At 45.5% G+C, this 22,196-nt stretch carries 20 protein-coding genes; 11 read left to right on the forward strand and 9 right to left on the reverse strand.

The annotated features are described in order from the left end of the window. The first annotated feature begins 41 nt into the window (after positions 1–41). Both ACR64G_RS01390 and ACR64G_RS01395 read left to right on the forward strand, forming a co-directional pair. Positions 42–1,352 carry an arsenic transporter gene (locus tag ACR64G_RS01390; RefSeq protein ID WP_435979780.1) on the forward strand — a complete coding sequence of 437 codons (1,311 nt, stop codon included), beginning with the start codon at positions 42–44 and terminating at the stop codon, positions 1,350–1,352. A 139-nt stretch (positions 1,353–1,491) separates the two neighbouring features. Beyond that, positions 1,492–1,782, forward strand: a complete 291-nt coding sequence (locus ACR64G_RS01395; protein WP_435980608.1) for a DUF4926 domain-containing protein — start codon at positions 1,492–1,494, stop codon at positions 1,780–1,782. Positions 1,783–1,849: 67 nt separating this feature from the next. Here the strand turns inward: ACR64G_RS01395 and ACR64G_RS01400 are convergent, their stop codons facing one another. The 4 genes from ACR64G_RS01400 to potA all read right to left on the reverse strand — a co-directional run bounded on the left by ACR64G_RS01400 (position 1,850) and on the right by potA (position 5,789). Then, on the reverse strand, positions 1,850–2,740 hold the full coding sequence (locus ACR64G_RS01400; protein WP_435979781.1) for a LysR family transcriptional regulator: 891 nt from the start codon (positions 2,738–2,740) through the stop codon (positions 1,850–1,852). A gap of 93 nt (positions 2,741–2,833) precedes the next feature. Next, positions 2,834–3,622 carry a spermidine/putrescine ABC transporter permease PotC gene (gene potC, locus ACR64G_RS01405; RefSeq protein WP_435979782.1) on the reverse strand — a complete coding sequence of 263 codons (789 nt, stop codon included), beginning with the start codon at positions 3,620–3,622 and terminating at the stop codon, positions 2,834–2,836. Continuing rightward, positions 3,622–4,509: a spermidine/putrescine ABC transporter permease PotB gene (potB, locus tag ACR64G_RS01410; protein WP_435979783.1), complete on the reverse strand. Its 888-nt coding sequence runs from the start codon at positions 4,507–4,509 to the stop codon at positions 3,622–3,624. The genes potC and potB overlap by 1 nt, the downstream gene beginning before the upstream one ends. Beyond that, positions 4,509–5,789: a spermidine/putrescine ABC transporter ATP-binding protein PotA gene (gene potA / locus ACR64G_RS01415; protein ID WP_435979784.1), complete on the reverse strand. Its 1,281-nt coding sequence runs from the start codon at positions 5,787–5,789 to the stop codon at positions 4,509–4,511. Before potA ends, potB begins: the two co-directional genes overlap by 1 nt. A gap of 452 nt (positions 5,790–6,241) precedes the next feature. Between potA and ACR64G_RS01420 the strand changes: the two genes are divergently transcribed. The 4 genes from ACR64G_RS01420 to ACR64G_RS01435 all read left to right on the forward strand — a co-directional run bounded on the left by ACR64G_RS01420 (position 6,242) and on the right by ACR64G_RS01435 (position 8,995). Beyond that, positions 6,242–6,889, forward strand: coding sequence for a carbonic anhydrase (locus ACR64G_RS01420; RefSeq protein WP_435979785.1), 648 nt, complete (start codon positions 6,242–6,244; stop codon positions 6,887–6,889). 119 nt (positions 6,890–7,008) lie between these two features. Continuing rightward, a complete protein-coding gene (gene gloA / locus ACR64G_RS01425) occupies positions 7,009–7,578 on the forward strand; it encodes a lactoylglutathione lyase (RefSeq protein ID WP_435979786.1) in 570 nt (189 codons plus the stop codon). 124 nt (positions 7,579–7,702) lie between these two features. Then, positions 7,703–8,701 carry a mechanosensitive ion channel family protein gene (locus ACR64G_RS01430; protein ID WP_435979787.1) on the forward strand — a complete coding sequence of 333 codons (999 nt, stop codon included), beginning with the start codon at positions 7,703–7,705 and terminating at the stop codon, positions 8,699–8,701. A 27-nt stretch (positions 8,702–8,728) separates the two neighbouring features. Continuing rightward, on the forward strand, positions 8,729–8,995 hold the full coding sequence (locus ACR64G_RS01435; RefSeq protein ID WP_435979788.1) for a hypothetical protein: 267 nt from the start codon (positions 8,729–8,731) through the stop codon (positions 8,993–8,995). Between the two features lie 59 nt (positions 8,996–9,054). On the opposite strand, the gene ACR64G_RS01440 is transcribed toward ACR64G_RS01435, so the two are convergent. The 3 genes from ACR64G_RS01440 to ribA all read right to left on the reverse strand — a co-directional run bounded on the left by ACR64G_RS01440 (position 9,055) and on the right by ribA (position 11,385). Beyond that, on the reverse strand, positions 9,055–9,588 hold the full coding sequence (locus ACR64G_RS01440; protein WP_435979789.1) for a c-type cytochrome: 534 nt from the start codon (positions 9,586–9,588) through the stop codon (positions 9,055–9,057). Between the two features lie 114 nt (positions 9,589–9,702). Next, positions 9,703–10,689, reverse strand: a complete 987-nt coding sequence (hemF, locus tag ACR64G_RS01445; RefSeq protein ID WP_435979790.1) for an oxygen-dependent coproporphyrinogen oxidase — start codon at positions 10,687–10,689, stop codon at positions 9,703–9,705. A gap of 42 nt (positions 10,690–10,731) precedes the next feature. After that, a complete protein-coding gene (ribA, locus tag ACR64G_RS01450; protein ID WP_435979791.1) occupies positions 10,732–11,385 on the reverse strand; it encodes a GTP cyclohydrolase II in 654 nt (217 codons plus the stop codon). Positions 11,386–11,907: 522 nt separating this feature from the next. Here ribA and dxs point away from each other — a divergent pair. Together dxs and ACR64G_RS01460 are read left to right on the forward strand one after the other, a co-directional pair. Beyond that, complete coding sequence (gene dxs, locus ACR64G_RS01455; protein ID WP_435979792.1) at positions 11,908–13,962, forward strand: 1-deoxy-D-xylulose-5-phosphate synthase; 2,055 nt, start codon at positions 11,908–11,910, stop codon at positions 13,960–13,962. A gap of 152 nt (positions 13,963–14,114) precedes the next feature. Continuing rightward, positions 14,115–14,942, forward strand: coding sequence for an inositol monophosphatase family protein (locus tag ACR64G_RS01460; RefSeq protein ID WP_435979793.1), 828 nt, complete (start codon positions 14,115–14,117; stop codon positions 14,940–14,942). Between the two features lie 154 nt (positions 14,943–15,096). Here ACR64G_RS01460 and ACR64G_RS01465 read toward each other — a convergent pair whose 3' ends face one another. Further along, the gene (locus ACR64G_RS01465; RefSeq protein WP_435979794.1) at positions 15,097–16,497 is read right to left on the reverse strand and encodes a WS/DGAT/MGAT family O-acyltransferase; all 1,401 of its coding nucleotides are present in this window, start codon (positions 16,495–16,497) and stop codon (positions 15,097–15,099) included. Positions 16,498–16,773: 276 nt separating this feature from the next. Between ACR64G_RS01465 and gspE the strand changes: the two genes are divergently transcribed. Further along, positions 16,774–18,306: a type II secretion system ATPase GspE gene (gene gspE / locus ACR64G_RS01470; RefSeq protein ID WP_435979795.1), complete on the forward strand. Its 1,533-nt coding sequence runs from the start codon at positions 16,774–16,776 to the stop codon at positions 18,304–18,306. A 56-nt stretch (positions 18,307–18,362) separates the two neighbouring features. On the opposite strand, the gene ACR64G_RS01475 is transcribed toward gspE, so the two are convergent. Beyond that, on the reverse strand, positions 18,363–19,091 hold the full coding sequence (locus tag ACR64G_RS01475; RefSeq protein WP_435979796.1) for a DUF4442 domain-containing protein: 729 nt from the start codon (positions 19,089–19,091) through the stop codon (positions 18,363–18,365). A gap of 275 nt (positions 19,092–19,366) precedes the next feature. Between ACR64G_RS01475 and ACR64G_RS01480 the strand changes: the two genes are divergently transcribed. After that, a complete protein-coding gene (locus tag ACR64G_RS01480; protein WP_435979797.1) occupies positions 19,367–20,749 on the forward strand; it encodes an McrB family protein in 1,383 nt (460 codons plus the stop codon). 21 nt (positions 20,750–20,770) lie between these two features. Next, positions 20,771–22,195 (forward strand): McrC family protein, encoded by a 1,425-nt coding sequence (locus ACR64G_RS01485; RefSeq protein WP_435979798.1) that lies wholly within the window; start codon positions 20,771–20,773, stop codon positions 22,193–22,195. Position 22,196 lies beyond the last annotated feature (1 nt).

A 22,196-nucleotide genomic window follows, 5' to 3' on the forward strand; every position in this document is an offset into this window, starting at 1 on the left:
GTTAACCTTTTTCAGTACCCTTGTTTTACTAAGGCCTCTTTATGCTCGCATTAGCGATTTTTATCGTCACCTTGACCTTAGTGATATGGCAACCCAAAGAACTAGGTATCGGTTGGAGTGCCATGGGCGGCGCAGTAGTCGCCCTACTGTTTGGGGTGGTACAATTATCAGATGTTAGCATCGTCTGGGACATCGTTTGGGATGCCACCTTTACTTTTGTCGCGCTCATCATCATCTCCTTACTATTAGACGAAGCTGGGTTTTTTGGTTGGGCGGCATTGCATGTGGCAAGACTAGGAAATGGTCAAGGTCGACGATTATTCCCTATGATTGTTATTTTAGGCGCATTTATTGCAGCCTTTTTTGCTAATGATGGGGCGGCGTTACTCCTCACCCCTATTGTCATTGCCATTTTATTACGCCTTGATTTTGCACCCAAATCAGCTTTAGCCTTTATTATCGCCACGGGCTTTATTGCCGATACCGCAAGTTTGCCGTTAGTGACGTCTAACTTAGTCAATATCGTTAGCGCCAATTATTTTGATATAGGTTTTGGTCGCTATGCTCTCGTTATGGTGCCCGTCAATATCGTCTCTGTTATCGCAACGCTAATAGTCTTGTGGCTTGTCTATGCACGACATATCCCAAAGCATTATTCGATGGCTAGTCTGAGCTCACCGCAATCTGCGATCAAAGATCCTTTAGTATTTCGAGCGGCCTTTCCAGTATTAGCCTTATTATTGACTGCTTATTTTGCTACTGAGTCGTTAGGTATCGTGATTTCAGTGGTAACGGGAGCTGCGGCGCTAGTGCTTATGGCAATCGCTGGTCGCTGGTGGCAAGGGGGTCGCGATACCAAGTTTTCTGTGACGCAGGTGCTGCGCAAGGCTCCTTGGCAAATCGTCTTGTTTTCGATCGGTATGTATTTAGTCGTTTATGGTTTAGGTAATGCAGGACTCACGGCATATGGCGCGCAAATACTGAATGGGTTAGGACAGCAAGGGGATGTTATTGCGACAATCGGTACCGGCTTTTTATCAGCTATCGTCGCGTCTATTATGAACAATATGCCGTCAACGCTTATCGGCGCACTGGCTATTGATAGCGCTCAAGTTCCTGCGGCAACGCGTGAGTTAATGATTTATGCCAATGTTATTGGTAATGACTTGGGGCCAAAGTTCACCCCAATTGGTAGCTTAGCAACCTTGTTATGGCTACATGTACTCGCGGAAAAGGAGTATAAAATCAGCTGGGGTCAGTATATAAAAGTTGGACTAGTCATAACACCGCCAGTACTCCTCGCGACGCTGTTAGCTTTAGTAATTTGGTTGCCTATGTTACCCAGCGTTTGAGTAAGAAGTTATTCTTATAGTTCGGTGTCTGTATAGCGCACCGATCATGCTCCCATGACAGAGTTTATGACAAATAAGGATTAGCAGTATATTTAATATAAACTATGTTATTAAGGTATCAAAAAATATTCAAGATAATATCAGAGTAGATCATTTAGGTACTGTAATACATATTTTTGATCAAAATTCCCCTATGTATGAAACTGAATTCACTGATAACGAAGGTTGTGCACTTGTAACTGTGCCTTTGAAAAAAGAAGATATGAGCCTTTATTGGGTTGCCAGCACTAAAAAATATTCTAATGAGTCAACCCGATCATTAAGTACATTCAGATGTACACTGATTCAATCCAAGATACCATATACATCGAAATCAATAGGCTACAGCCAAACATTCAAGTCCTCATCAGGAAACCACCATTTACCATAACGTCCATCAGGGTATAAAAAGGTATTCAATGTTTCCTCATTGGAAGAATGTTATGGATAATGACACTTTAAACCGGTTTAACGATTCCTTCTAGTAAGTTTGCAAACCCTTGCATATAAGCCGTACCTTGGCTTGAGCTGCGCGTCGCTGCATAGAGCTGACAATGCACCCCATCACCTAATGGACGCGAAACCACCCAGCCTTTTTTCTCATACTCGCTCACCACCCAATCAGGGAGTGCCGCCACCCCGCGCTCGCTCGCGACCAATTGAATCAGCATCGCTGTTAGCTCAGTGGTGCGGATACGCTTAAAGCTCACATCGCTTGGCGTCATAAAATTAGCAATAATATCTAGACGCTTGGCCTCAACTGGATAAGCAATTAAGGTTTCATCGATTAAATCACTAGGCTCAATAACCTGATGCGCTGCCAAATCGTGCGTTGGCGATAACACCAAACGGCTCTCATATTCAAATAACGGCTGATAGCTGATGCCGTCTATCGGTAGATTGCTCGTGGTAATTAGCAAATCGATATCACCCTCAACCAGCAAGTGATGCGGCTCAGGCTCAAACCCTGTGGCAAAATCTAGTTCGACATCTGACCACGCGCGGCGATATTGGTTGAGTATTGGCATCAGCCAGTCAAAACAACTATGGCATTCAGACGCTAGGCGCAATCTGCCCGCTTGCCCGTGGGCTAGACGTTTGAGGTTGGATTTGGTACGGGTGACTTGTGGCATGATACTGTCAGCGAGTGCCAATACGGTCTTGCCTGCTGGCGTAAAAGTAAGCGGACGCGTACGACGATTGACTAGACTGATGTCGTAGTAGTTCTCAAGCTCTTTTAGCTGATGCGAGACGGCAGAAGCGGTGACGTGTAGCTCATCGGCGGCGGCAGCTAGCGAGCCATGTGCTCGTAGCGCGGTTAACGTATTAAGGTGGCGAAGCTCTAACATAGCGTATCTTTATATTTTAGATGAGAGAAATTCATTATAATCGACATCACAATGAATTCCACTCAAATTTATAGCCTTCCATTTGGTTTGGTGTTAACGCTTACGTAGTAGTAACTGCGAGATAATCACTAAGATTAGAGACGCCACTAGCAGTAGTGTACCAATAGCATTGACCTCAGGCTTGAGTCCCACGCGTACCATAGAGTATATCCGTAATGGCAAAATCTCATAGCTAGGTCCTGTGACAAAGGTGGAGACCACCACATCATCAAGTGACAAGGTAAAAGCAAGTAGCCAACCTGCCATGACCGCAGGAAAAATAACGGGGATCAAAACCGTACGTACCATTGTCGCCTCAGAAGCGCCTAAATCTCTGGCAGCTTCCATCAAACGCTCATCCAAACTACTCAAGCGCGCAAAGACGGTAATCACCACAAACGGCAGACAAAAGGTAATGTGCGCCAGTAGCAAAGACACAAAACCCAGTTGTAACCCGATTAATAGAAACAGCGCCAGTAACGATATAGCCAATACAATCTCAGGCGACATCATGAGCACAAAGAGTAGCCCGTTCAACAGACCTTTACCGCGAAAGTTATAACGATGGAGCGCAAGGGCGGTCAGCGTGCCTATCAAAGTAGAAACGGTCGCTGCCACTAAGCCTAAAACAATAGAATGCCAAAAGGCATCAAGCATCGCTTGATTGTTAAATAGCGACTCATACCACTTTAAGCTAAAGCCGCCCCAGTTATAGCCAATCTTGGATTTATTAAAGGACATGACCACCAAGACGATGATAGGCAAATACAACAAAGCATAAATCAGACTCAGATAGCCCTTTGCCGCCATGCTACCAATTTTGAGAGTACGAGGTTTAGACATTAGGCCGCCTCGTTAAAGTCAGTTTTGCCAATGCGGCGACTACTGGCGCGGTAGGCAAGTAATAGCACTGCCATAGCAAGCGTTAAGAGTACGCTGGCTGCGGCGCCAAAGGGCCAATCACGCGCATCCAAAAATTGGTTTTTGATGATGTTACCAACGAGTAAATTGCGTGAGCCGCCCAAAATATCTGCCACATAGAACATACCCATCGCTGGCAATAGCACGAGTAACACCCCTGAGATGATGCCTGGCGTCGTCAATGGCAGCACCACGTGCCAAAAGGTCTGAGATTTGGAGGCGCCCAAATCTTGCGATGCCAGCAGCATGTCGTTACGCAAATCCGTAAACACCGCATAGAGCGGTAATACCATAAATGGGAATAATAAATAGGTAAGGCCTGCGATGACCGCGCCTTGGGTGTACAGAATATCGATGGGCGTATCAATGATGCCTATAGCGAGCAGGGATTTATTAATGAGTCCATTATTGGCAAACAGCAACTTGAGTGCATAAGTACGCACTAAGGAATTGGTCCAAAAGGGTAGGATAAGCAGCATCATAAGAAGCGGCTGCCAATTGCCTTTGGCTTTTGATACGAGCCACGCAAAAGGATAACCGAGCACTAAGCAGATGATCGTTGTGATACCGGCCATCCAAAGTGAGTGGACAAACACCTCAAAATATAGCGGATCAACTAGACGTATATAGCTCTCGATAGTGACAGGCAAGCTAATAAAAGCACTGCTATCACGGCTCAAAAAGCTTACCGCGATGACTAAAATGTTGGGCAATAAGGCAAATATCAGTAGCCAGCCCCAAATCAGCCATAGCGTGGCGGTACGAAAGGGGCTCTTGCTTCCCAAATTGAAACGGTTATGACGCGCCATCAGCTGCCATCCTTTTCATTATCAGCATCATCATAGCCATCATTCGTATCGCCATGATGGTCATCATCAGGCAGCACCCACTCCCAGCCATCGACCCACGAGACTTTGACACCTTCGTTTAGTTTATAATCAAAACTAGGATCGTCTTCATCAAAAAACTCTGAAGCTTTTATGACATGACCATTTTCAAGCTCAATAATGGAGTCTAATGTGCTCCCTTTATAATTACTCTCAATGACTCGGCCAAGCAGTCCGGTATGAGTGGTATCGTTAGGATCGTAAATGCGCAAATCCTCTGGACGCAGTAATAAATTGACGATATCACCGACTTGTACTGCTGCCGCAAAGGTAGGTCGGCGCAGATTACGTAGCGTAGTCGGGCCATCTTGCGCCTCACAAACTTCAACTTCGATACGTCCATTAATGACTTGACCATCGCAGTCAGGTTGCTCTAAGTTCACGCTCTTGACTTCAGCTTTGAACAGGTTGGCCTCACCGATGAACTTGGCAGTAAACAAGTTAGCAGGGGTCTCATAAATCTCAATAGGCGTGCCGATCTGCTGGAACCTGCCATCTTTCATGACTGCAATACGATCTGACATCGATAATGCTTCTTCTTGATCGTGAGTAACGAAGACAAAGGTAATGCCAAGCTCGCGTTGTAAACGTTTGAGCTCCGATTGCATTTGCAAGCGCAGCTTATGATCGAGTGCGGAGAGCGGCTCATCAAGGAGTAATAATTTAGGACGATTAATAATCGCGCGCGCAATGGCGACTCGCTGCTGCTGACCACCGGACAAATCTTGTGGTCGCCTATTGGCAAAGCTCTCCATCTGTACCATCGCTAGCATCTCACGCACGCGAGTTTGAATCTCATCTTTGGGTACTTTTTTGAGTTTGAGTCCATAAGCGACGTTTTGCGCGACGTTCATGTGCGGAAACAGTGCATACTGCTGGAATACGGTATTTACGGGACGCTTATCAGCGGGCAGACCTGCCATCTGTACTCCATCTAGAGCAATGGCTCCTGCGGTTGGCTGCTCAAAGCCTGCAATCAGGCGCAGCAAAGTCGTCTTGCCGCAGCCTGAAGGGCCTAGCAAAGTTAAGAATTCGCCATGTTTGATATCGAGGTTGATGTCCGTTAGTACTTGTGTTTGATCGTAGGATTTTTTGATACCCGATAATTGAAGGAGGCTACTGCCCGCATGCGTTGCATTCTTATCATGGCTAGAAGAGGCGTTGAGACTTTCGGACACAACGGTTGCTGGCGAGTCAATCATAGAGCAGATCCCTAGGTTTTTAAAATAGGTCTTTAAAATAGGCGTTCAAAAGTAGTCGTCTTAGGTATTCATAGCTGAGCGAATACGACATAGACGCAAGGTTTAAGCGTGAGCTAATGGCTAAATATTATAACAAACCCACCAAGCGAATGACCGAAAACTCGTTATCAATTATGCAAGTAGCTTTCTAGGCAAACATTTCTTATCCTCTTCTTGTTGTTATTGCGATACAATTACTTTTGATTAGGACGTGCCTTCGTTTTGATGACAAAGATAAAAATGAGATATATTTTTGTCGCTCAAAAAGAACGTCAGCATATGGTCTATAAACTCCAAAAAGCGACATAAACATAGCGATTTTAAGTTTATTAACAGCCCCTCGTTTAGATTGAAGGCATGCCCTAGTAGGTAGATTTTAAAACCTGTGACTTTCCTCAAAACAAGGATACCCTATGACTGCTAAAACCGATAACAAGCGTCCTGAAACGGCTCAAGAGGTACTGGCTCTGCTCAAAGAAGGCAACGCGCGTTATGTAGAGAGCTTGAACAGTACTGATGCTCACATGCAAAAACGACCAGAGCTGGTTAGTGTCCAAAATCCGCTGGCGATTATTTTGGGCTGCTCGGATGCCCGCGTGCCTGTTGAGATTGTTTTTGATCAAAAGCTCGGTGAGCTCTTTGTTATCCGAGTGGCGGGAAACGTGGTGGCACCCTCACAAATAGGCTCCGTTGAGTTTGCCGCAGATCAGTTCGATACCAAGCTAGTAGTCGTACTTGGGCACTCGCATTGCGGCGCGGTAACGGCTTGCGTCGATGCACTGATCAATCCTGAAAAATACTACTCACCTAATTTGCAATCTATCGTCGACCGCATTCGCCCAAGCGTCTATAACTTGCATGAACTTGCAACCGCAAACGGTCAAGACGTCGATGCAGATGAGTTGGTTGAGCGCTCTATTAGCGCCAACGTGCGCATGTCTGTCAGTCAACTTCGCCATGGCTCACGTATTTTAGAAGACCTATCTGGTAGTGGTCAATTACTCATCGTTGGCGCAGAGTACGACTTAGAAACAGGTAAAGTACGCTTTTTAGACAGCTAATAGGGCTAAATATATAGACCTAATACAAAACTCTATGAATAAAGGGATAAATTTTTATTAATATAATGAGCATTCTTGCTTTTTTACCTGATAAAACATAACCCTACAAAGGAATAACGATGTCAAATTCATTGAGTTCAGATGAGAGTAACGCTACTATTGATCAGCCTACAAGTAGCGTTCAATCCAAAGGTGTTCAGCCTATCTCGACTCACACCAGAGGCTTCAACTTTAATCATACGATGCTACGCGTTAAAGATCCTGTCGAATCACTTAAGTTTTATACGGGTGTGCTCGGTATGACGCTACTTGCGGTCAAAAAATTCCCAGATATGGGTTTTGATCTCTACTTTTTAGCCAAACTTACCCAGAGCGAGCGTGATAATTTGCCCGCTGGTGACGACTTGGCGATTTATGCTTTTCGTCAACGCGGCATCTTGGAGCTGACGCACAATCATGGTACCGAGACCAAGACTGATTTTAGCTATCATGACGGTAATGATGCACCGCAAGGTTTTGGGCATATTTGCTTTAGCGTTCCTGATATGGATGCTGCTGTTGCTTGGTTCGATAACAACAATGTCACTTTTAAAAAACGTCCTGAAGAAGGCAGTATGAAGAACATCGCCTTTATCAAAGACGTCGATGGCTACTGGATTGAAATTGTGCAAGCTGATTTAATGGATTAGTACTGATAATATATTTTTTGAGACATTATTTTTTTCAAAATAGTGCTTAAAACAGTACTCAAAACAACGCTCAAAAGAGTCAGTTGATATGACTCAAAATAATAACTAGTGGAGTAATTCCTATATGGCGACTACTGAGGTAGACCCTACCGCAATCGAGAGTGCCGCAGATACCGCAACTGACGATGTATTGACTTACCAAGCAATCGCTGAGACCGCAAACGATCTAATTAGTAGCTTCGTTGAGCGTATACCGTATTTCGTCGCCGCGCTTATCGTGATGATTATCTTTTGGTTACTCTCAAAAGTATTCAAAAAGGTCGTGCGCAAATTGTTAGGCAACCGCAGTAGTCATCAAAACTTGGTTAAAGTCTTTCAGCGTGTCGGCGGCGCTCTGATAATATTCATAGGCTTTATGATTGCTATGGTGATAGCGTTACCAGGATTCACGCCAGCCAAACTCATCGGCGCACTCGGTATAGGGTCAGTGGCGATCGGTTTTGCGTTCAAAGATATCTTTCAGAATCTACTATCGGGTATTTTGTTATTAATATCAGAGCCCTTTCGGATTGGCGATCAGATTGTTTCAGGGGACTTTGAAGGCACGGTTGAAGATATCAAAATTCGCGCCACAACTATTAGAACCTACGACGGTCGTCAGGTCGTTATTCCAAATTCAGATTTGTACACTTCAGCATTGACAGTCAATACAGCGTATAAGCAGCGCCGCTTGCAGCTGGCAGTAGGCATAGGGTATGCAGATGATATCAATGAAGCCAAAGCGGAGATCATGCAAGCGCTAGAGCGATCAGATACCGTATCTAAAGATGCATCGCCAACTATCATCGCAGTCAACTTAGGAGACTCGACTATAGATCTGATTGTGCGCTGGTTCATTGATGATGGCAACCAAGCCAATAAAGTTGGCTCTATAGATCAGGTGCTTATTGAGATCAAAACCGCACTCGATAAGGCAGGTATCGATATGCCGTTCCCTGTACGTACGCTAGATTTAAGTGATCCTTCTATAAAAGCAACCGTTAAGCAGCTGAATAATCATGATGCTAAGAGCGAAGATAATAATGATGACAAAGTAGATATGAATAAAATTATCACAGAGTAAACACTTTGCGTTGAGGCTGATGTATCTATGACTGAAAGAACCATCACTCTTGGCATTATGAAACTTGCCGTAGCTGGCAAAGAGAGTGATGGTACCCTGGATACAGTAACCGAGGCTGCTACGGTTAAATTCAACCAAGTCATAGAGCATAAGCTAGACATTCAAATCGAGTCGTTCTCTTTTACTGGGCGCAGTTTAACTCCTGACAATAACGGCTATCGAGCCTTTTCCTTTCAGCTGATATCTACGCGGCGAGGGCAGATGAAACCTAAGACCCTAAGAGCAAACGGCTAGCAGACTTCAATAAAAAACCGCCTAAATATTGGGCGGTTTTTGTTATTTATAAGCTAAAACTAGTCACTGTCTTTGACTTTAAATTCAGTATGACACGACTTACAGCTTGCACCGACTTCACCAAACGCAGGTTTGAAGTCATCCACGCTAGTAGCAGTTTGAGCGACCATGTCTAAATCTGCGGTCACTTGTTGGAACTTTTCTGACTCAGCGACGAAAGTTTCATTATCGCTCCAGACCGCTTCTGTGGCGTTGCCCATGGATTCTGCATTACCAAAATGTACCCAAGGACTTTTTGAGGCTTCTGCTAAATATGAGGTTTGATCTTTTAAAAGCGCAGCATCAAAAGTATCAGGTGCTTTGACCATACCACCCATGATACCCATCGCATCGCCATAGCTTTTCATAATATCTTGACGGGCTTTTATGTCAGGATCAACAGGACTACTACAAGCGCTCAGAGCTAGTACTGCGCTCATCAGTGTAGTACCGATCATTGCTTTTAATGATATGAATTTTAGTGCTTTGTTTTTCGATACTATGCTAGTAAGAACTTGGCTAGTAAGAACCTTGCTAGTAAGAACCTGTTCCATAGGTCATTCTCCCTTGATGATGCGATGAGTGCTACTCTGTCATTTGATTTTTTCTTGTTGAAAATAGCAAAAGGCAGTTGTTGAGCCCTTTATGGTTCATTATGCCAACAAGGACTATAAAGTCAACCAGTCACGTGGTTTTAGGTAATAATCGGTCAATTCAAATTCAGCCGTGCCAGGCTCAGGCTCAAAGCGATAATGCCAACTGGCAAGTGGTGGCATACTGACCAAGATGGACTCAATACGGCCATTGCTTTGTAGTCCAAACAATGTGCCGCGATCATAGACGAGGTTGTACTCAACATAGCGGCCTCGGCGATAGAGCTGAAACTCACGCTGCGCCTCGGTATAAGGTGTGTTTTTGCGCCGCTCAAAGATAGGTATTATGCCATCAAGATAACCATTACCAACCGCTTTCATCAGCTCAAAACAGCGCTCAAAATTCCAGCCACGGCTCTCAGTATTGACATCATCATAGAATAGGCCGCCAATACCGCGCTGCTCGTCACGATGGCGCAGATGAAAATACTCATCACACCACTGTTTAAAGTCAGCATAAACCGCATCGCCAAAGGGCGCACATAGGTCATGACAGACTTGATGCCAATGTACACAATCAGCGAGCACTGGATAAAAAGGCGTCAAATCAAAGCCGCCACCGAACCACCAGATAGGATCCTCGCCTGGTGCCTCGGCCACAAATAGTCTAACGTTGGCATGACTCGTGGGTACGTTTGGATTGGTAGGATGAACGACCAATGATACGCCCATCGCTTGCGCTTTGCGTCCAGCGATATCAGGATGGCGAGCAGTAGCGGAAGCGGGCAAGTTATGCACATGAATATGACTGAACATGACCCCTGCTTTTTCAATGACTTTGCCACCTGCCAGTACACATGAGCGACCGCCGCCGCCCTCAGGGCGCTCCCAATCATCAGGGACAAAAGCAGCATCGCCGCCTCCATCGCGCTCTTGCGCCTCTATCGCTTGACAAATGCGCGCCTGCAAATCGACCAAAAACTCACGCACGTGCCTAATACCATCGGTTGTCGCTATAGCGCTTTTGGTATTGACTATTGATTGACTATTGATATCGCTCATAATATATCTTCGCTTGTGCTTTTTTGACTTCAATAAATACCGTTACTGATTGAAGTGGGTTTCGGTATTGATATCTTTGTCTAATAGATGTCCCATACGATCGCGCTTGGTCGCAAGATACTCAATATTATCATCAGTAATCCCGACAATTGAGGGAACGCGTTCTACGACATCGATACCATGTTCTGTCAGATAAGTGACTTTATCAGGATTGTTAGTAATGAGACGTACCTGATTGATCCCAACGTGCGCGAGCATAGGGCCGCACATATCATAAACACGCGCATCAGCGGGTAGCCCTAACATCAAATTGGCATCCAAAGTATCATGACCTTGATCTTGTAGAGCGTAGGCACGGATTTTGTTGGTGAGCCCTATACCGCGGCCTTCTTGACGCAAGTACAAAATAGCGCCGCAGCCAGACTCCTGTACTGCTTGCATGGCCATATTGAGCTGAGGCCCGCAGTCACATTTTAAGGAATCAAAGGCATCACCAGTCAAGCACTCAGAATGAATGCGCACTAGTGGAATAGTATCGACGTCGCTATTACTCTGAGCTGTATTTGAGGACCCATCAATAGGTAAGCCGACGCTCAGCATGACATGCTCTTGAGAGTCTTCATTTTCAAACACATGAATATCAAACTCGCCGTAACGAGTCGGCAGTTTAGCACTAGTAATACATTGATATGACATTGAGATCCTACGTAGACCGTTCATCGTGGCAATAGAGGAGGATGTCATAGTTATCATAAGTTATCTGATAGCTATGTCGTAAAAATAGAGGAGCTGATTACTCTATATCAAAGGTAATTGAAATAAAGGCTGACCAGTATAACCTGTTCTTAGCTGGCTTAATAAGTTTGAGATAAAACACATAAAATTCACAGACCAAGCACGATGATTAAAGCGACTGTCAAAAAAAAATGCTATTATGCCATACTATTTTGTTAGATACAGTGACGTGTGTTTGCTCGTAGATTACTACGGCGTCACGAACTTTCACAGCCTATGTCCAATAAAAAGGCATAATGTGGCAGATTATCGCAGCACATAAAATAGACGACAGTTATGATCCGCCCGTCTGAGCCCATATTATTTAAAACAAACAGTAATTTATCTTTAGTATTTATATATGAGTATGATAGAGGCGTCTTACTAGCCATAGTCATAGACTAAAGGTGTATCACATCAAGCTTGATAGGTATCGTACGGTTTATGCAGCAGTCCACTCATCCTTCACAGTCTCAGTCGGCACCCGCAGCGCACTCGGTATCATCAGTCGCTGAAGCGAGTGCGCACCCCTCAAGTTTGCAGCAAACTTATGACACTATTCCTCACATACGCCCCTCAACCCCACTATTAGATACTATTGACTCGCCTGCTGATTTGAATGATTTAGGCTGTGAGCAACTGATCACTTTGGCCGATGAGCTGCGCTTGTTTGTGCTGTACTCAGCAGGTCAAAGCGGTGGCCACTTTGGGGCAAATTTGGGTGTTATTGAACTGACAATCGCGCTACATCATCTGCTAGACACGCCGCAAGATCAGATCGTCTGGGACGTCGGTCACCAAGCCTATCCCCATAAAGTACTGACAGGACGGCGCGATCAGCTCGGCTCTATTCGTGCCAAGAATGGTTTAACCGCTTTTCCTGAGCGCGGCGAATCCGTCTACGACACCTTTGGCGTTGGACACTCATCAACCTCTATTTCAGCAGGTCTAGGCATGAGTCTAGCGCTTCGCTATCAAGGTCGCGCGCAAACTGTAGCTTGCATCATCGGTGATGGCGCTATGACAGGCGGTATGGCATTTGAGGCTATGAACGATGCGGTGCAACAAAACGCTGACTTACTCGTTATTCTAAATGATAATGACATGTCGATATCATGCTCTATTGGTGGTTTTTCACGGCATTTAGCGATGTTATGGGAATCAGGTTATCAAGTCGATATTACAGAGACAGGTGATCCTGTCTTGTGTCATAGGCCTAATATGCGTGCCTTTGATCGGCGCAAACGCCACAAAGCTATGCGCGATGTGCCTAATTTAGAAGACAACTTATTCAAAGCCATAGGGTTTACCTACTTTGGCCCTTTTGATGGTCATAATATTCCTGAGTTACTGCGTGTATTATCAAAAGCCAAACAAGTCAAAGGGCCTGTTTTGGTGCATATTTATACCACCAAAGGTCGCGGCTTCGCTCCTGCTGAGGCGGACCCTGTAGGTTATCATGCGATTAGTAAGCTACCTGCCCACAGCGATAGTCAAAAAACCAAGAGCACAGTAACGAATGCCGCTCCAGCACTAAAGTTCTCGCAAGTATTTGGACAGTTTTTGTGCGAAAAAGCTATGCAAGACGACAAGATGCTAGCCATCACACCTGCGATGGAAGAAGGCTCAGGCATGATCGAGTTTGCTCGTCAGTACCCTGAGCGTTTCTTTGATGTGGCTATTGCTGAGCAGCACGCAGTCACTCTTGCAGGCGGTATGGCAACCCAAGGGGTCAAGCCTATCGTCGCTATTTACTCTACATTTTTGCAGCGCGGTTATGATCAGCTGATCCATGATATTGCTTTACAAGATCTAGATGTGATGTTTGCTATCGACCGTGCAGGCTTGGTAGGAGAAGATGGCGCTACGCATGCGGGTATATTTGATTTGGCCTTTATGCGCTGCGTGCCCAACATGATCATTGCCGCGCCAAAAGATGAAAACGAGTGCTATCATCTGCTTAATACCTGTTATGAATATCAAGGATGCACAGCAGTGCGTTACCCACGCGGCACAGGTACGGGTGCCTTGATTAATAAACCTGCTGAGCAGTACACGATAGGGCGGGCGACCCTAGAGTCAGCGATGGGGTCTAATAGCGCGCCTATCAAGCTTGTGCTACTAGCGTTCGGTACGATGGTTGCCGTAGCAGAGCAAGCGGCAAAGACGCTAAATGCTGAGCGAGAGGACTGTTATATTCAAACCGTTAATATGCGCTGGGTTAAGCCTCTAGATTGCGAACTTATAGAATCGCTAATTGAAAAAGGAGCGACTCACATTGCAACGTTAGAGGAGCATGTCATCATGGGCGGCGCTGGTAGTGCGGTCAATGAATACCTGCTTAATGAGTCAGCAGCTTATGGTGCTCAGCGTCCAGTAATACATAATATCGGCATCTCAGATCAGTTTGCAGCTCACGGCTCACAAGCGGAGCAATTAGCAGACTGCGCTTTAGATACGGTTGGCGTAGCGGCGCAGCTTAGAGCTTTGCTATCATAAGCACGTTTTATCACTACAAAAATGCGCAATTTTAAGTCTGAAAACTTTAAGTGTGACGCCTGCTAGCCGCAGGTGTAAACTATTTTACAGTCTGTATTTTATTTTTATTATTGTCTCTCATTTTATTCACTGATTAGGTAAAAAGGTTATTTATGGAACCCATGGTTGTCATCGCAGCACGCGCTGCTGAAAAAGTTGGAAAAGAGATTTTGCATGCACATCAAAATCGTCACAAAATTGAGTTTGATACCGAGTCCAAGGGCCTTGATGGTCTAGTCACACGCATTGATCGATTTAGCGAAGAGTTGACGATTGCTACGCTCAAAAGCAGCTATCCTACGCACTCATTTTTGGGTGAAGAGTTCGGCATGCAAGAAGGACGCGGCGAAGATGCAGACTGGTGCTGGATTATTGATCCGCTAGATGGTACCAAAAATTTCGTTCATGGGGTTCCGCAATTTTGTGTATCGATTGCAGTACAGCATAAAGGGGTTACCCAGCACGGCGTCATCTATGATCCTGTTCGCGATGAGATGTTCTCAGCTAGTCGCGGTAAAGGCGCGCGTCTCAATCAGCGCCGTATTAATGTCAGTGATCGCAAAACGCTAGAAGGCGCTCTGTTTACGACAGGTCATCCGCTAGAGCGAAAACGTAATGGTGAAGTTATCTCTTATGCTAAGGAGCATTTTGAGAGCTTGCAAAAGGTTTGCGAAGCGGGCGGTCAAATTCGCCGTTTAGGCTCAGCGGCGTTAGATCTATGCTACGTGGCGGCAGGTCGTTTCGATGGTTACTTTGAGATGTCCATCAAGCCTTGGGATATCGCTGCAGGTGAGCTCATTGTGACCGAAGCACGCGGCGTCGTCGTCGACCATACGGGCGCGCACAACTCTATGACCACAGGCTCTATCTTTGCCTGTAACGTTAAGTTGCTTAAGCCTTTGATGCAAATTGTCGTACCTGCATGGAACGAAGCTGTTTAAATTGAAAAGAGATTCAGAGTAAGAGGTAGGGGATTTCAATCATCTACTTTAGCACCTTCAAAAAAGCTGACTTCAAAAATGAGGTCAGCTTTTTTAGTTTCAGTAATTTGGTTTTTATCGCTCATATCTGATATACAGTATCAGCTTGAAGCGCTTAAACTGTGGACGCAGGCGCAATCAGACGCCTATCTTCACAAACTTGCTCTAAAGTTGTTATCTCCTTTTCAATCAGCGACAGCATATCTTGCACATGCGGCAAACGCTTACTACAAGCTGTGATACAGAACTCGATTCGATCAAGGTAGCTGGCAAGCGTAATATTAAGCGCTTGACCATTAACCAAAATAGACGCCGGATACAGAGCCTTTAGCAAAGCACCATTCCAATACAGCTCTTTTTTGGAGCCTGGGACGTTGGAGATAATTAGGTTAAAGGCTTGTTTTTTGGGAAATAAACCAGTCAGCACGTTTAGTCCCTGCCATGCATAAGCAATAGCACTGTAGTTAATAACTTGAGCTTTATTCATCCGGCGAAAGCGGCGCTTGCCACTATTCATACTGTCGTGAATCAGCTGTAAGCGTCTGGCAGGATCTGCTAAATGCGTACCTAAGTTTGCCATCAAAAATGAGATTTGATTACCAGAGGCACTTTCATCCCCGCGTAACGACATAGGCACAAAGGCAATAAGAGGCTTACTTGGCAGCGCATCCAAATCGAGCAAGTAGCGCCTAAGCGCGCCTGAACACACGGCGAGCACCACATCATTGATACTCATATCAAATTGCTCGGCTATCGTCTGAAACCGTTGCATATCATAAGACTGCGCTGCAATACGGCGCGAAGCTGAAATACGGTAATTAAGAATGCTCTTTGGCGCATCAAAGGTACCAACATAGTCCTCATCACCGCTGTGCTTAAAATTGTCCATCAGCTCAGTGAACACAGGCTTGATAGTCGATAGCTGCTCTTTTATCATACGTCGAGTGGACTGAACTTCGGGGATGAGCTTATCTTTGTCACTATGGCGAGTAACCATCGACCATATCGGTAGAGACACAGGATCGACTGGCGACTGAGATAAGGTTTTTTGGACAATACGCATGGCCGCAATGCCATCAACTAAAGAATGATGAATCTTGATATATAACGCAAAACGTCCAGGTTGTCCTTCTGACTCAGGCAAAATACCTTCGATCACATGGCATTCCCACAGCGGCATCGCGCGATCGAGCAGGCGACTGTGCTCTTTTGATATGTACATGAGTAGCTCGCGAACGCGGCCGGGACTCGGTAGTGCAACGTGGCGAAAATGATGCTCGACATCGAACTCATCATCTTCTTTCCAAAACAGTAGATTCTCTAACACTTGGTTAAAAGGAAAGCTTGGCGGTACTGTTGACGTTTGCATTTGCTGCACAAGATTGTATACAAAATCACTGTTCGGACCTTGCTCGTCCTCTGGCAGCTCAAACAAAAATAAGCCACCGACATGCATCGGCTGCCTGCGCGACTCCAAAAGTAAAAACAACTGGTCGACGGCTGTCATTAGTCGCATAATAAATCCTTTTATGGCGATAAGTAATAGGTTACAACTATAGCGTAAAAATAGTGGAACGGGTATAGAAAACGAGCGTTAAAAAGCAGTGCTGCGCCGCTATCCTCATACTAATATGATAGTGGCGATCAAAGCCTGCTTTGATTAAGCGCAGTTTATAACAAAATGCTATTATAACAAACTTGCAGGCGCTCACTGCTGGTAATTATCTACCTATGCGTTCTGTCTACATTTGAACAAGGGTTTGACCCACACTCTGACTATCAGGTCGCTTTTATGATGCCACTGCCGTACAGTTTTGCAAAACGCCATCAGCTTTTAGTCGTGCTCGCTATCGACCCTGAGGTGCCGCCAACCTTGGTACTAACCAAAGCAACGCCTTTGTCTGCTATTAATGAGGCGATGCGGTTTTTGCAGCAGCAAGGCGTGCGCAGTATACCCAATTATGAAAGTATTGACACAGATAACTTTGAAAAAAGGCTCAATGCGCTCTACGCCAATAATACGGGCGAATCTCAACATATCGCCGCCGGTTTAGAGGATCATCCTGATCTAGATAGCCTAGCCGATAGCGTTCCTGAAACTGAAGATCTCATGGATAGCCAAGACGACGCGCCCATCATTCGCCTGATCAATGCGCTACTGTCCGAAGCCATTCGCCTAAGTGCGTCAGACATTCATATCGAAACCTTTGAGAAGCGCTTGGTGGTTCGTTTTCGCGTCGATGGAGAGCTCAAAGAAATCATCACTCCAAAACGTCAACTAGCGCCGCTTTTGGTGTCACGAATAAAGGTCATGGCCAAGCTCGATATCGCCGAAAAGCGCGTACCGCAGGATGGACGTATTAGCTTGCGGCTAGCAGGGCGTGAGGTTGATGTGCGCGTATCAACGCTGCCATCAAGTTTCGGTGAGCGCGTGGTGATGCGTTTGCTTGATAAGCAAGCAGGCCGATTAAATATGACTTATTTAGGACTTGCAGATAACGATTATACCGAGCTCAAACGTCTGATTCATCGCCCGCACGGTATCATCTTGGTCACAGGGCCTACCGGTTCAGGCAAGACGACGACGCTATATTCAGCACTTACTGACCTCAATGATCAAACGCGTAACATCTTGACCGCAGAGGACCCGATTGAATTTCAGCTAGATGGCATTGGACAGACGCAGGTTAATAGCAAGGTCGATATGACCTTTGCTAAGAGCCTACGTGCGATGCTTCGTCAAGATCCTGATGTGGTGATGGTCGGTGAGATTCGTGATATCGAGACCGCTGAGATTGCAGTGCAAGCGTCACTAACGGGACATTTGGTGCTCTCAACGTTACACACTAATACCGCAATCGGTGCGGTTACGCGCTTGCAGGACATGGGTGTTGAACCATTTTTATTGTCTTCGTCCTTGATTGGTGTAGTGGCGCAGCGACTAGTACGTACGCTGTGTACTCATTGTCATACTTGGCAAATAGCGGATAGTGAACAGACCAAACTCTTTGATGAAATCAACTTAGATGTAAGCATGAACGAGGGTGTTATTAAGCTACCAAAACCTGTCGGCTGTGATAAGTGCAATCAGTCCGGATTTAAAGGACGTACGGCGATATATGAGGTCGTGCCCATCGATGATCCTTTGCGCCGAATGATACATAGCAATACCGCTGAGTACGAGCTTGAAGCCTATGCTCGCTTGCAAACGCCATCGATTCGCGCAGATGGCTTGCACAAAGTAATAGCAGGACGAACGACATTGGAAGAGGTGTTGCGAGTGACCAAAGAGAGCGCTACAACTGATGATATTGTTATCGGGTAGTAGGACTAAAGCCCAAACGTTTTATCGATTAGGCCTGTTTACTCTTATTATATACTTTATAGATTCTCGTCTTTCTTATCGTCATCTGCGTGATCGCTCTGCTCATTGTCACTCTGAGTATTAGCGTCAAGCGTTGTGTCTGAGGAGTTATCAGTCTTGCCTTGGCGCCGTGCTTCCAGCTCAGATTTAGGTATCCATGCCCATAGCATCTCGACGGTAATAGGGTCACGATCGCTATCAGACTCACGATCCTCAATAACACAAGGAATGACCATTTCGCCTTTTGGGGTATCCAAGATATGTTGGCGCTGCTCATCAGAGAGACTGGCTACCGCGGCGATTTGACCTTTTTTGATGGGTCGATAGAAATTTACTGAGTAAGATTTTATCAATAGCACTCGATCAGAGGGCAGATTCAAACCCAAAATAAACCCAGTCGCTGTCTCTGCTAGTAAAGTAATTGCCACCGCATGAATAGAGCCAATATGGTTTTGTACCGCTTTGTCATTGTCTAAGCTGACGATGACTTGGTTAGGATCAACGGTCTCATAGCAGATACCTGTCGTACCGACATAAGGCACCACTTTGCCAAAGGCTTTTGATAAAATCTTGGAGCGCGCCGCTGATGGTAAATACTTGGTGATAGATAACAGCTTGGTAAATTGATTATTAATAGGCTTTAAGCTGCTTTTTGGTTGATCCAATTGCATGCTAGTAGTATCAGATACTTTGACTGGTAGTTTTTTGGCCAGCTTTTTTGGTAACTTTTTAAATAATCCTGACATACAAGATCCCTCAAATTGAGCATAATGATAGATTGAATATACTGTAGCTTAGCGCGCTTAACTTAACGAGCTTGAATCTAGCAACTATAAACTTATCGACGCCAAAACTAGCCATTTTAAATCTAGAGCGCTTAACTTTAGCAAACTAAGCTGATAACAGTATTGATAAACATATTACCTCAATCGATATCGGTCTGTCATTTTTACCTTGAACTTAGGCGCTCATATAGTCGCCATCTATACCCCTTATCTCAATGAACCTACTGGAGCCTGATTTGCCAACTCTCCCTACCAATATTATTTATACTGGCGTCGCAGGTACCGGCAAAACTCACCGTTTACTACAAATAGCTCAGCAGTATACTGACTACCTACCGCACATAGATAGCGAGCATTTGCTTATGCAGCTATTACAAGAGCGCAGCTGGCGCGAGGTGATTTGTCTTGTTTTTTTGGAGAGGCAAATCCAAGGACAGGACTTGATCAAAGTGCCAGAGCTGATAGAGCATGAGTTTTTTTGGGCCAAAGCGGCGCAAAACGAGCGTGATAAACATTTAGGCAGCACCGCTTGGTCGGTGCTACAAATGCACAGCCCAGTAGAGTCAAAAACGGTCAGTATCGACAATAGAGCGGGGCAAGCTTACTTTGACAAAAGTGACAGCGGCGCTTGGTATTTATTGCCAGATATTGCGTCACTATCTGTGCTAAAACAGCAACTACAAGAGTATCAGCAAGCGTGCGCTGACACTACCTCAACGGCGTTATACCAACAGCGCTATAGCATGGTCAGCTTTCATCAAGCTTATGGTTACGAGGAGTTTGTAGAGGGGATAAGGCCTGTTGTTAGTGCAAACAAGCCATCGCAAGTGAGCTACGACATTCAGGACGGGGCATTCTTAAAACTATGCCAGCGTGCGCTACGTGACCCCGAACAGCGCTATGCTATCTTGATCGATGAGATCAACCGCGCCAATGTCTCACGTGTATTTGGTGAGCTGCTGAGTCTCATTGAACCTGATAAGCGCTTGGGTTTGCCTAATGCAATGACTGTCAATTTGGCTTATTCTGGGCGAGCCTTTGGTGTACCTGCCAATGTCGATATCTACGCCACGATGAACACTCAAGATCATTCGCTTGCGCCGCTAGATATGGCATTGCGTCGACGTTTTCGTTTTATCGATTGTCCGCCGCAGCCTGCATTGTTATCCATAATACAGGTGCCTGATACTACAAAAAGCGGCGCAGATGAGATCGATCTGAGCAAAATATTATCAGGTATAAATACTCGTGTCATACAGACGCTTGGGTCTGATGCGCAGCTGGGTCATGCGTTCTTATGGTCTGTGACGACCCTTGAGCAGTTACAAAGCGCACTGATCGAGCAAATCATTCCTCAGTTAGTGCAAGCGGCTGATGGGCAGCTCACTATTTTGCAGTATATCTTGAATGATGAGCAGCAGCCTACAAGCGCGCAGTTTATTCAAGATCACCATTCGTTATTAGAGACGAGCGATACTTCTTTAAGACAGCAAAGCCCTATGAACCAAAACGCGTTCTTAGGGCAGTCTATGAGCCTAAGTAGTTATACGATTAATGCTGAGCTTATCGCTAGGAGTGGCGAATTTGCCAAGCCGTTCGTTTATCAGCGCCTTTATTAATTCAGTGAATACGGCTCAAATATGAACAGCTTCTCAACGATCACAGTCTTTGAACATCAGTATTTAACAGAGCGAGATTTTGTATGGACGACAGATTTTGATTGGCTACTAAGCGAAGAATTAACAGTATTTACTATCAAGCGCAAACAAGGTCAATGGCAGCTCAAAGTAGGACATTATGTAGGCATTGTTTTGCTGCCAAGTGGTAGTATGCTTGAGATTTTGCCCAAACCTATCATAGAAGATGAAGGGGTAGATAAGACGAATAATAGCCTCGCACAGACGCGCCTATGGGTACAAGCTATGCTAATAGCGCTCACTGATTCCAACCAATTTTCACGTAGCACCAAGAATTTTGGGCACTTAAGCGCGCATTTAGCGCCCTTTGCTTCGAGAGCATCACCAACAGCGCCTCCGTTATCAGAATGGCTAGTTACCCAGTTCCTTCAGCACCTGTCTTATTATCGACCAAGTAGCCAGTATCAAACGCAGATCCGCAATGAGACACTTATGCAAGGTAAGCTGATGATTAAGGAGCAGCTCAAACGCAATAGCCATCAGCCGCACAAGTTTGTCTGTAACGTTAGTACGCTAGGCCAAGACGCTATCGCTAATCGTTTGATTAAGAGCGCGCTTGTGCTGCTTGAGCCTTTGCTAGATAAGTCTATGCCAATGACCGTATTGCGACCGTGGCGACAAATAGTAGCGCTTGATCGTCATGAGCGCTATCAGCTGGACAAGGTATACAAACAGGCAAAGTATCAACTCGTCAGTCAGTCGCTAGGGTTACCTCAGCGGCGCGGCGCGCAGCAGCTGTTAGATTTGGCTTACTGGTTACTCAAGCAATCGGATATGGAGGCAGGTAGCGGCCTTAATGGTCAAAGCAAGTTTGGCTCATCCAAAATGCGCTTGTGTATCCTTTTCAATATGAACCAAGCCTTTGAGCAGTGGGCAAGCCTGAGTATCGCAGCTAGGCTTAGGACTATTAATCCCAACTACGAGCCACTGTATCAAGCGCAGAGCCTATGGCTGAGTGATGAGGCAGGGCAGACTCGGTTGTCCATGCGACCTGATTTGTTGATCCGTCACAAAGATCTCAAATCTCAGCACCTGATAGCTAAAGCCGATACAAATCTAGAGAATCGTTGTAGCCACGTGATCGATATCAAATGGAAGGCTATAACCCAAGCGGGCGCAATAAAAACTGGCGATGCCTATCAGCTAACCAGCTACGCGCAGGCTTATCGAGCCAAACACATCTGGCTTGTATACCCCGTACTAGGTGATGGTAGGCAACCTATGGCGCTGCAGCAACGACACAACATAGAGTCAAGGCAACAAGACAAGACTCAAAACCCACCTTTTGTTAAGCTATGGCTTATGCCGTTCAATGTGCTAAAAGGTGAGCTCAATGGCGAATTTGTCAGTGACCATCCTTATAAGTAAC

The organism is Psychrobacter sp. DM4, assembly GCF_051307035.1.
GTDB lineage: Bacteria > Pseudomonadota > Gammaproteobacteria > Pseudomonadales > Moraxellaceae > Psychrobacter.

Coding starts and splice junctions, on each gene's coding strand:
- ACR64G_RS01390 (WP_435979780.1), top strand. CDS start 42: ATGCTCGCATTAGCGATTTTTATCGTCACCTTGACCTTAGTGATATGG.
- ACR64G_RS01400 (WP_435979781.1), bottom strand. CDS start 2,740: ATGTTAGAGCTTCGCCACCTTAATACGTTAACCGCGCTACGAGCACAT.
- potC (WP_435979782.1), bottom strand. CDS start 3,622: ATGTCTAAACCTCGTACTCTCAAAATTGGTAGCATGGCGGCAAAGGGC.
- potB (WP_435979783.1), bottom strand. CDS start 4,509: ATGGCGCGTCATAACCGTTTCAATTTGGGAAGCAAGAGCCCCTTTCGT.
- potA (WP_435979784.1), bottom strand. CDS start 5,789: ATGATTGACTCGCCAGCAACCGTTGTGTCCGAAAGTCTCAACGCCTCT.
- ACR64G_RS01420 (WP_435979785.1), top strand. CDS start 6,242: ATGACTGCTAAAACCGATAACAAGCGTCCTGAAACGGCTCAAGAGGTA.
- gloA (WP_435979786.1), top strand. CDS start 7,009: ATGTCAAATTCATTGAGTTCAGATGAGAGTAACGCTACTATTGATCAG.
- ACR64G_RS01430 (WP_435979787.1), top strand. CDS start 7,703: ATGGCGACTACTGAGGTAGACCCTACCGCAATCGAGAGTGCCGCAGAT.
- ACR64G_RS01435 (WP_435979788.1), top strand. CDS start 8,729: ATGACTGAAAGAACCATCACTCTTGGCATTATGAAACTTGCCGTAGCT.
- ACR64G_RS01440 (WP_435979789.1), bottom strand. CDS start 9,588: ATGGAACAGGTTCTTACTAGCAAGGTTCTTACTAGCCAAGTTCTTACT.
- hemF (WP_435979790.1), bottom strand. CDS start 10,689: ATGAGCGATATCAATAGTCAATCAATAGTCAATACCAAAAGCGCTATA.
- ribA (WP_435979791.1), bottom strand. CDS start 11,385: ATGTCATATCAATGTATTACTAGTGCTAAACTGCCGACTCGTTACGGC.
- dxs (WP_435979792.1), top strand. CDS start 11,908: ATGCAGCAGTCCACTCATCCTTCACAGTCTCAGTCGGCACCCGCAGCG.
- ACR64G_RS01460 (WP_435979793.1), top strand. CDS start 14,115: ATGGAACCCATGGTTGTCATCGCAGCACGCGCTGCTGAAAAAGTTGGA.
- ACR64G_RS01465 (WP_435979794.1), bottom strand. CDS start 16,497: ATGCGACTAATGACAGCCGTCGACCAGTTGTTTTTACTTTTGGAGTCG.
- gspE (WP_435979795.1), top strand. CDS start 16,774: ATGATGCCACTGCCGTACAGTTTTGCAAAACGCCATCAGCTTTTAGTC.
- ACR64G_RS01475 (WP_435979796.1), bottom strand. CDS start 19,091: ATGTCAGGATTATTTAAAAAGTTACCAAAAAAGCTGGCCAAAAAACTA.
- ACR64G_RS01485 (WP_435979798.1), top strand. CDS start 20,771: ATGAACAGCTTCTCAACGATCACAGTCTTTGAACATCAGTATTTAACA.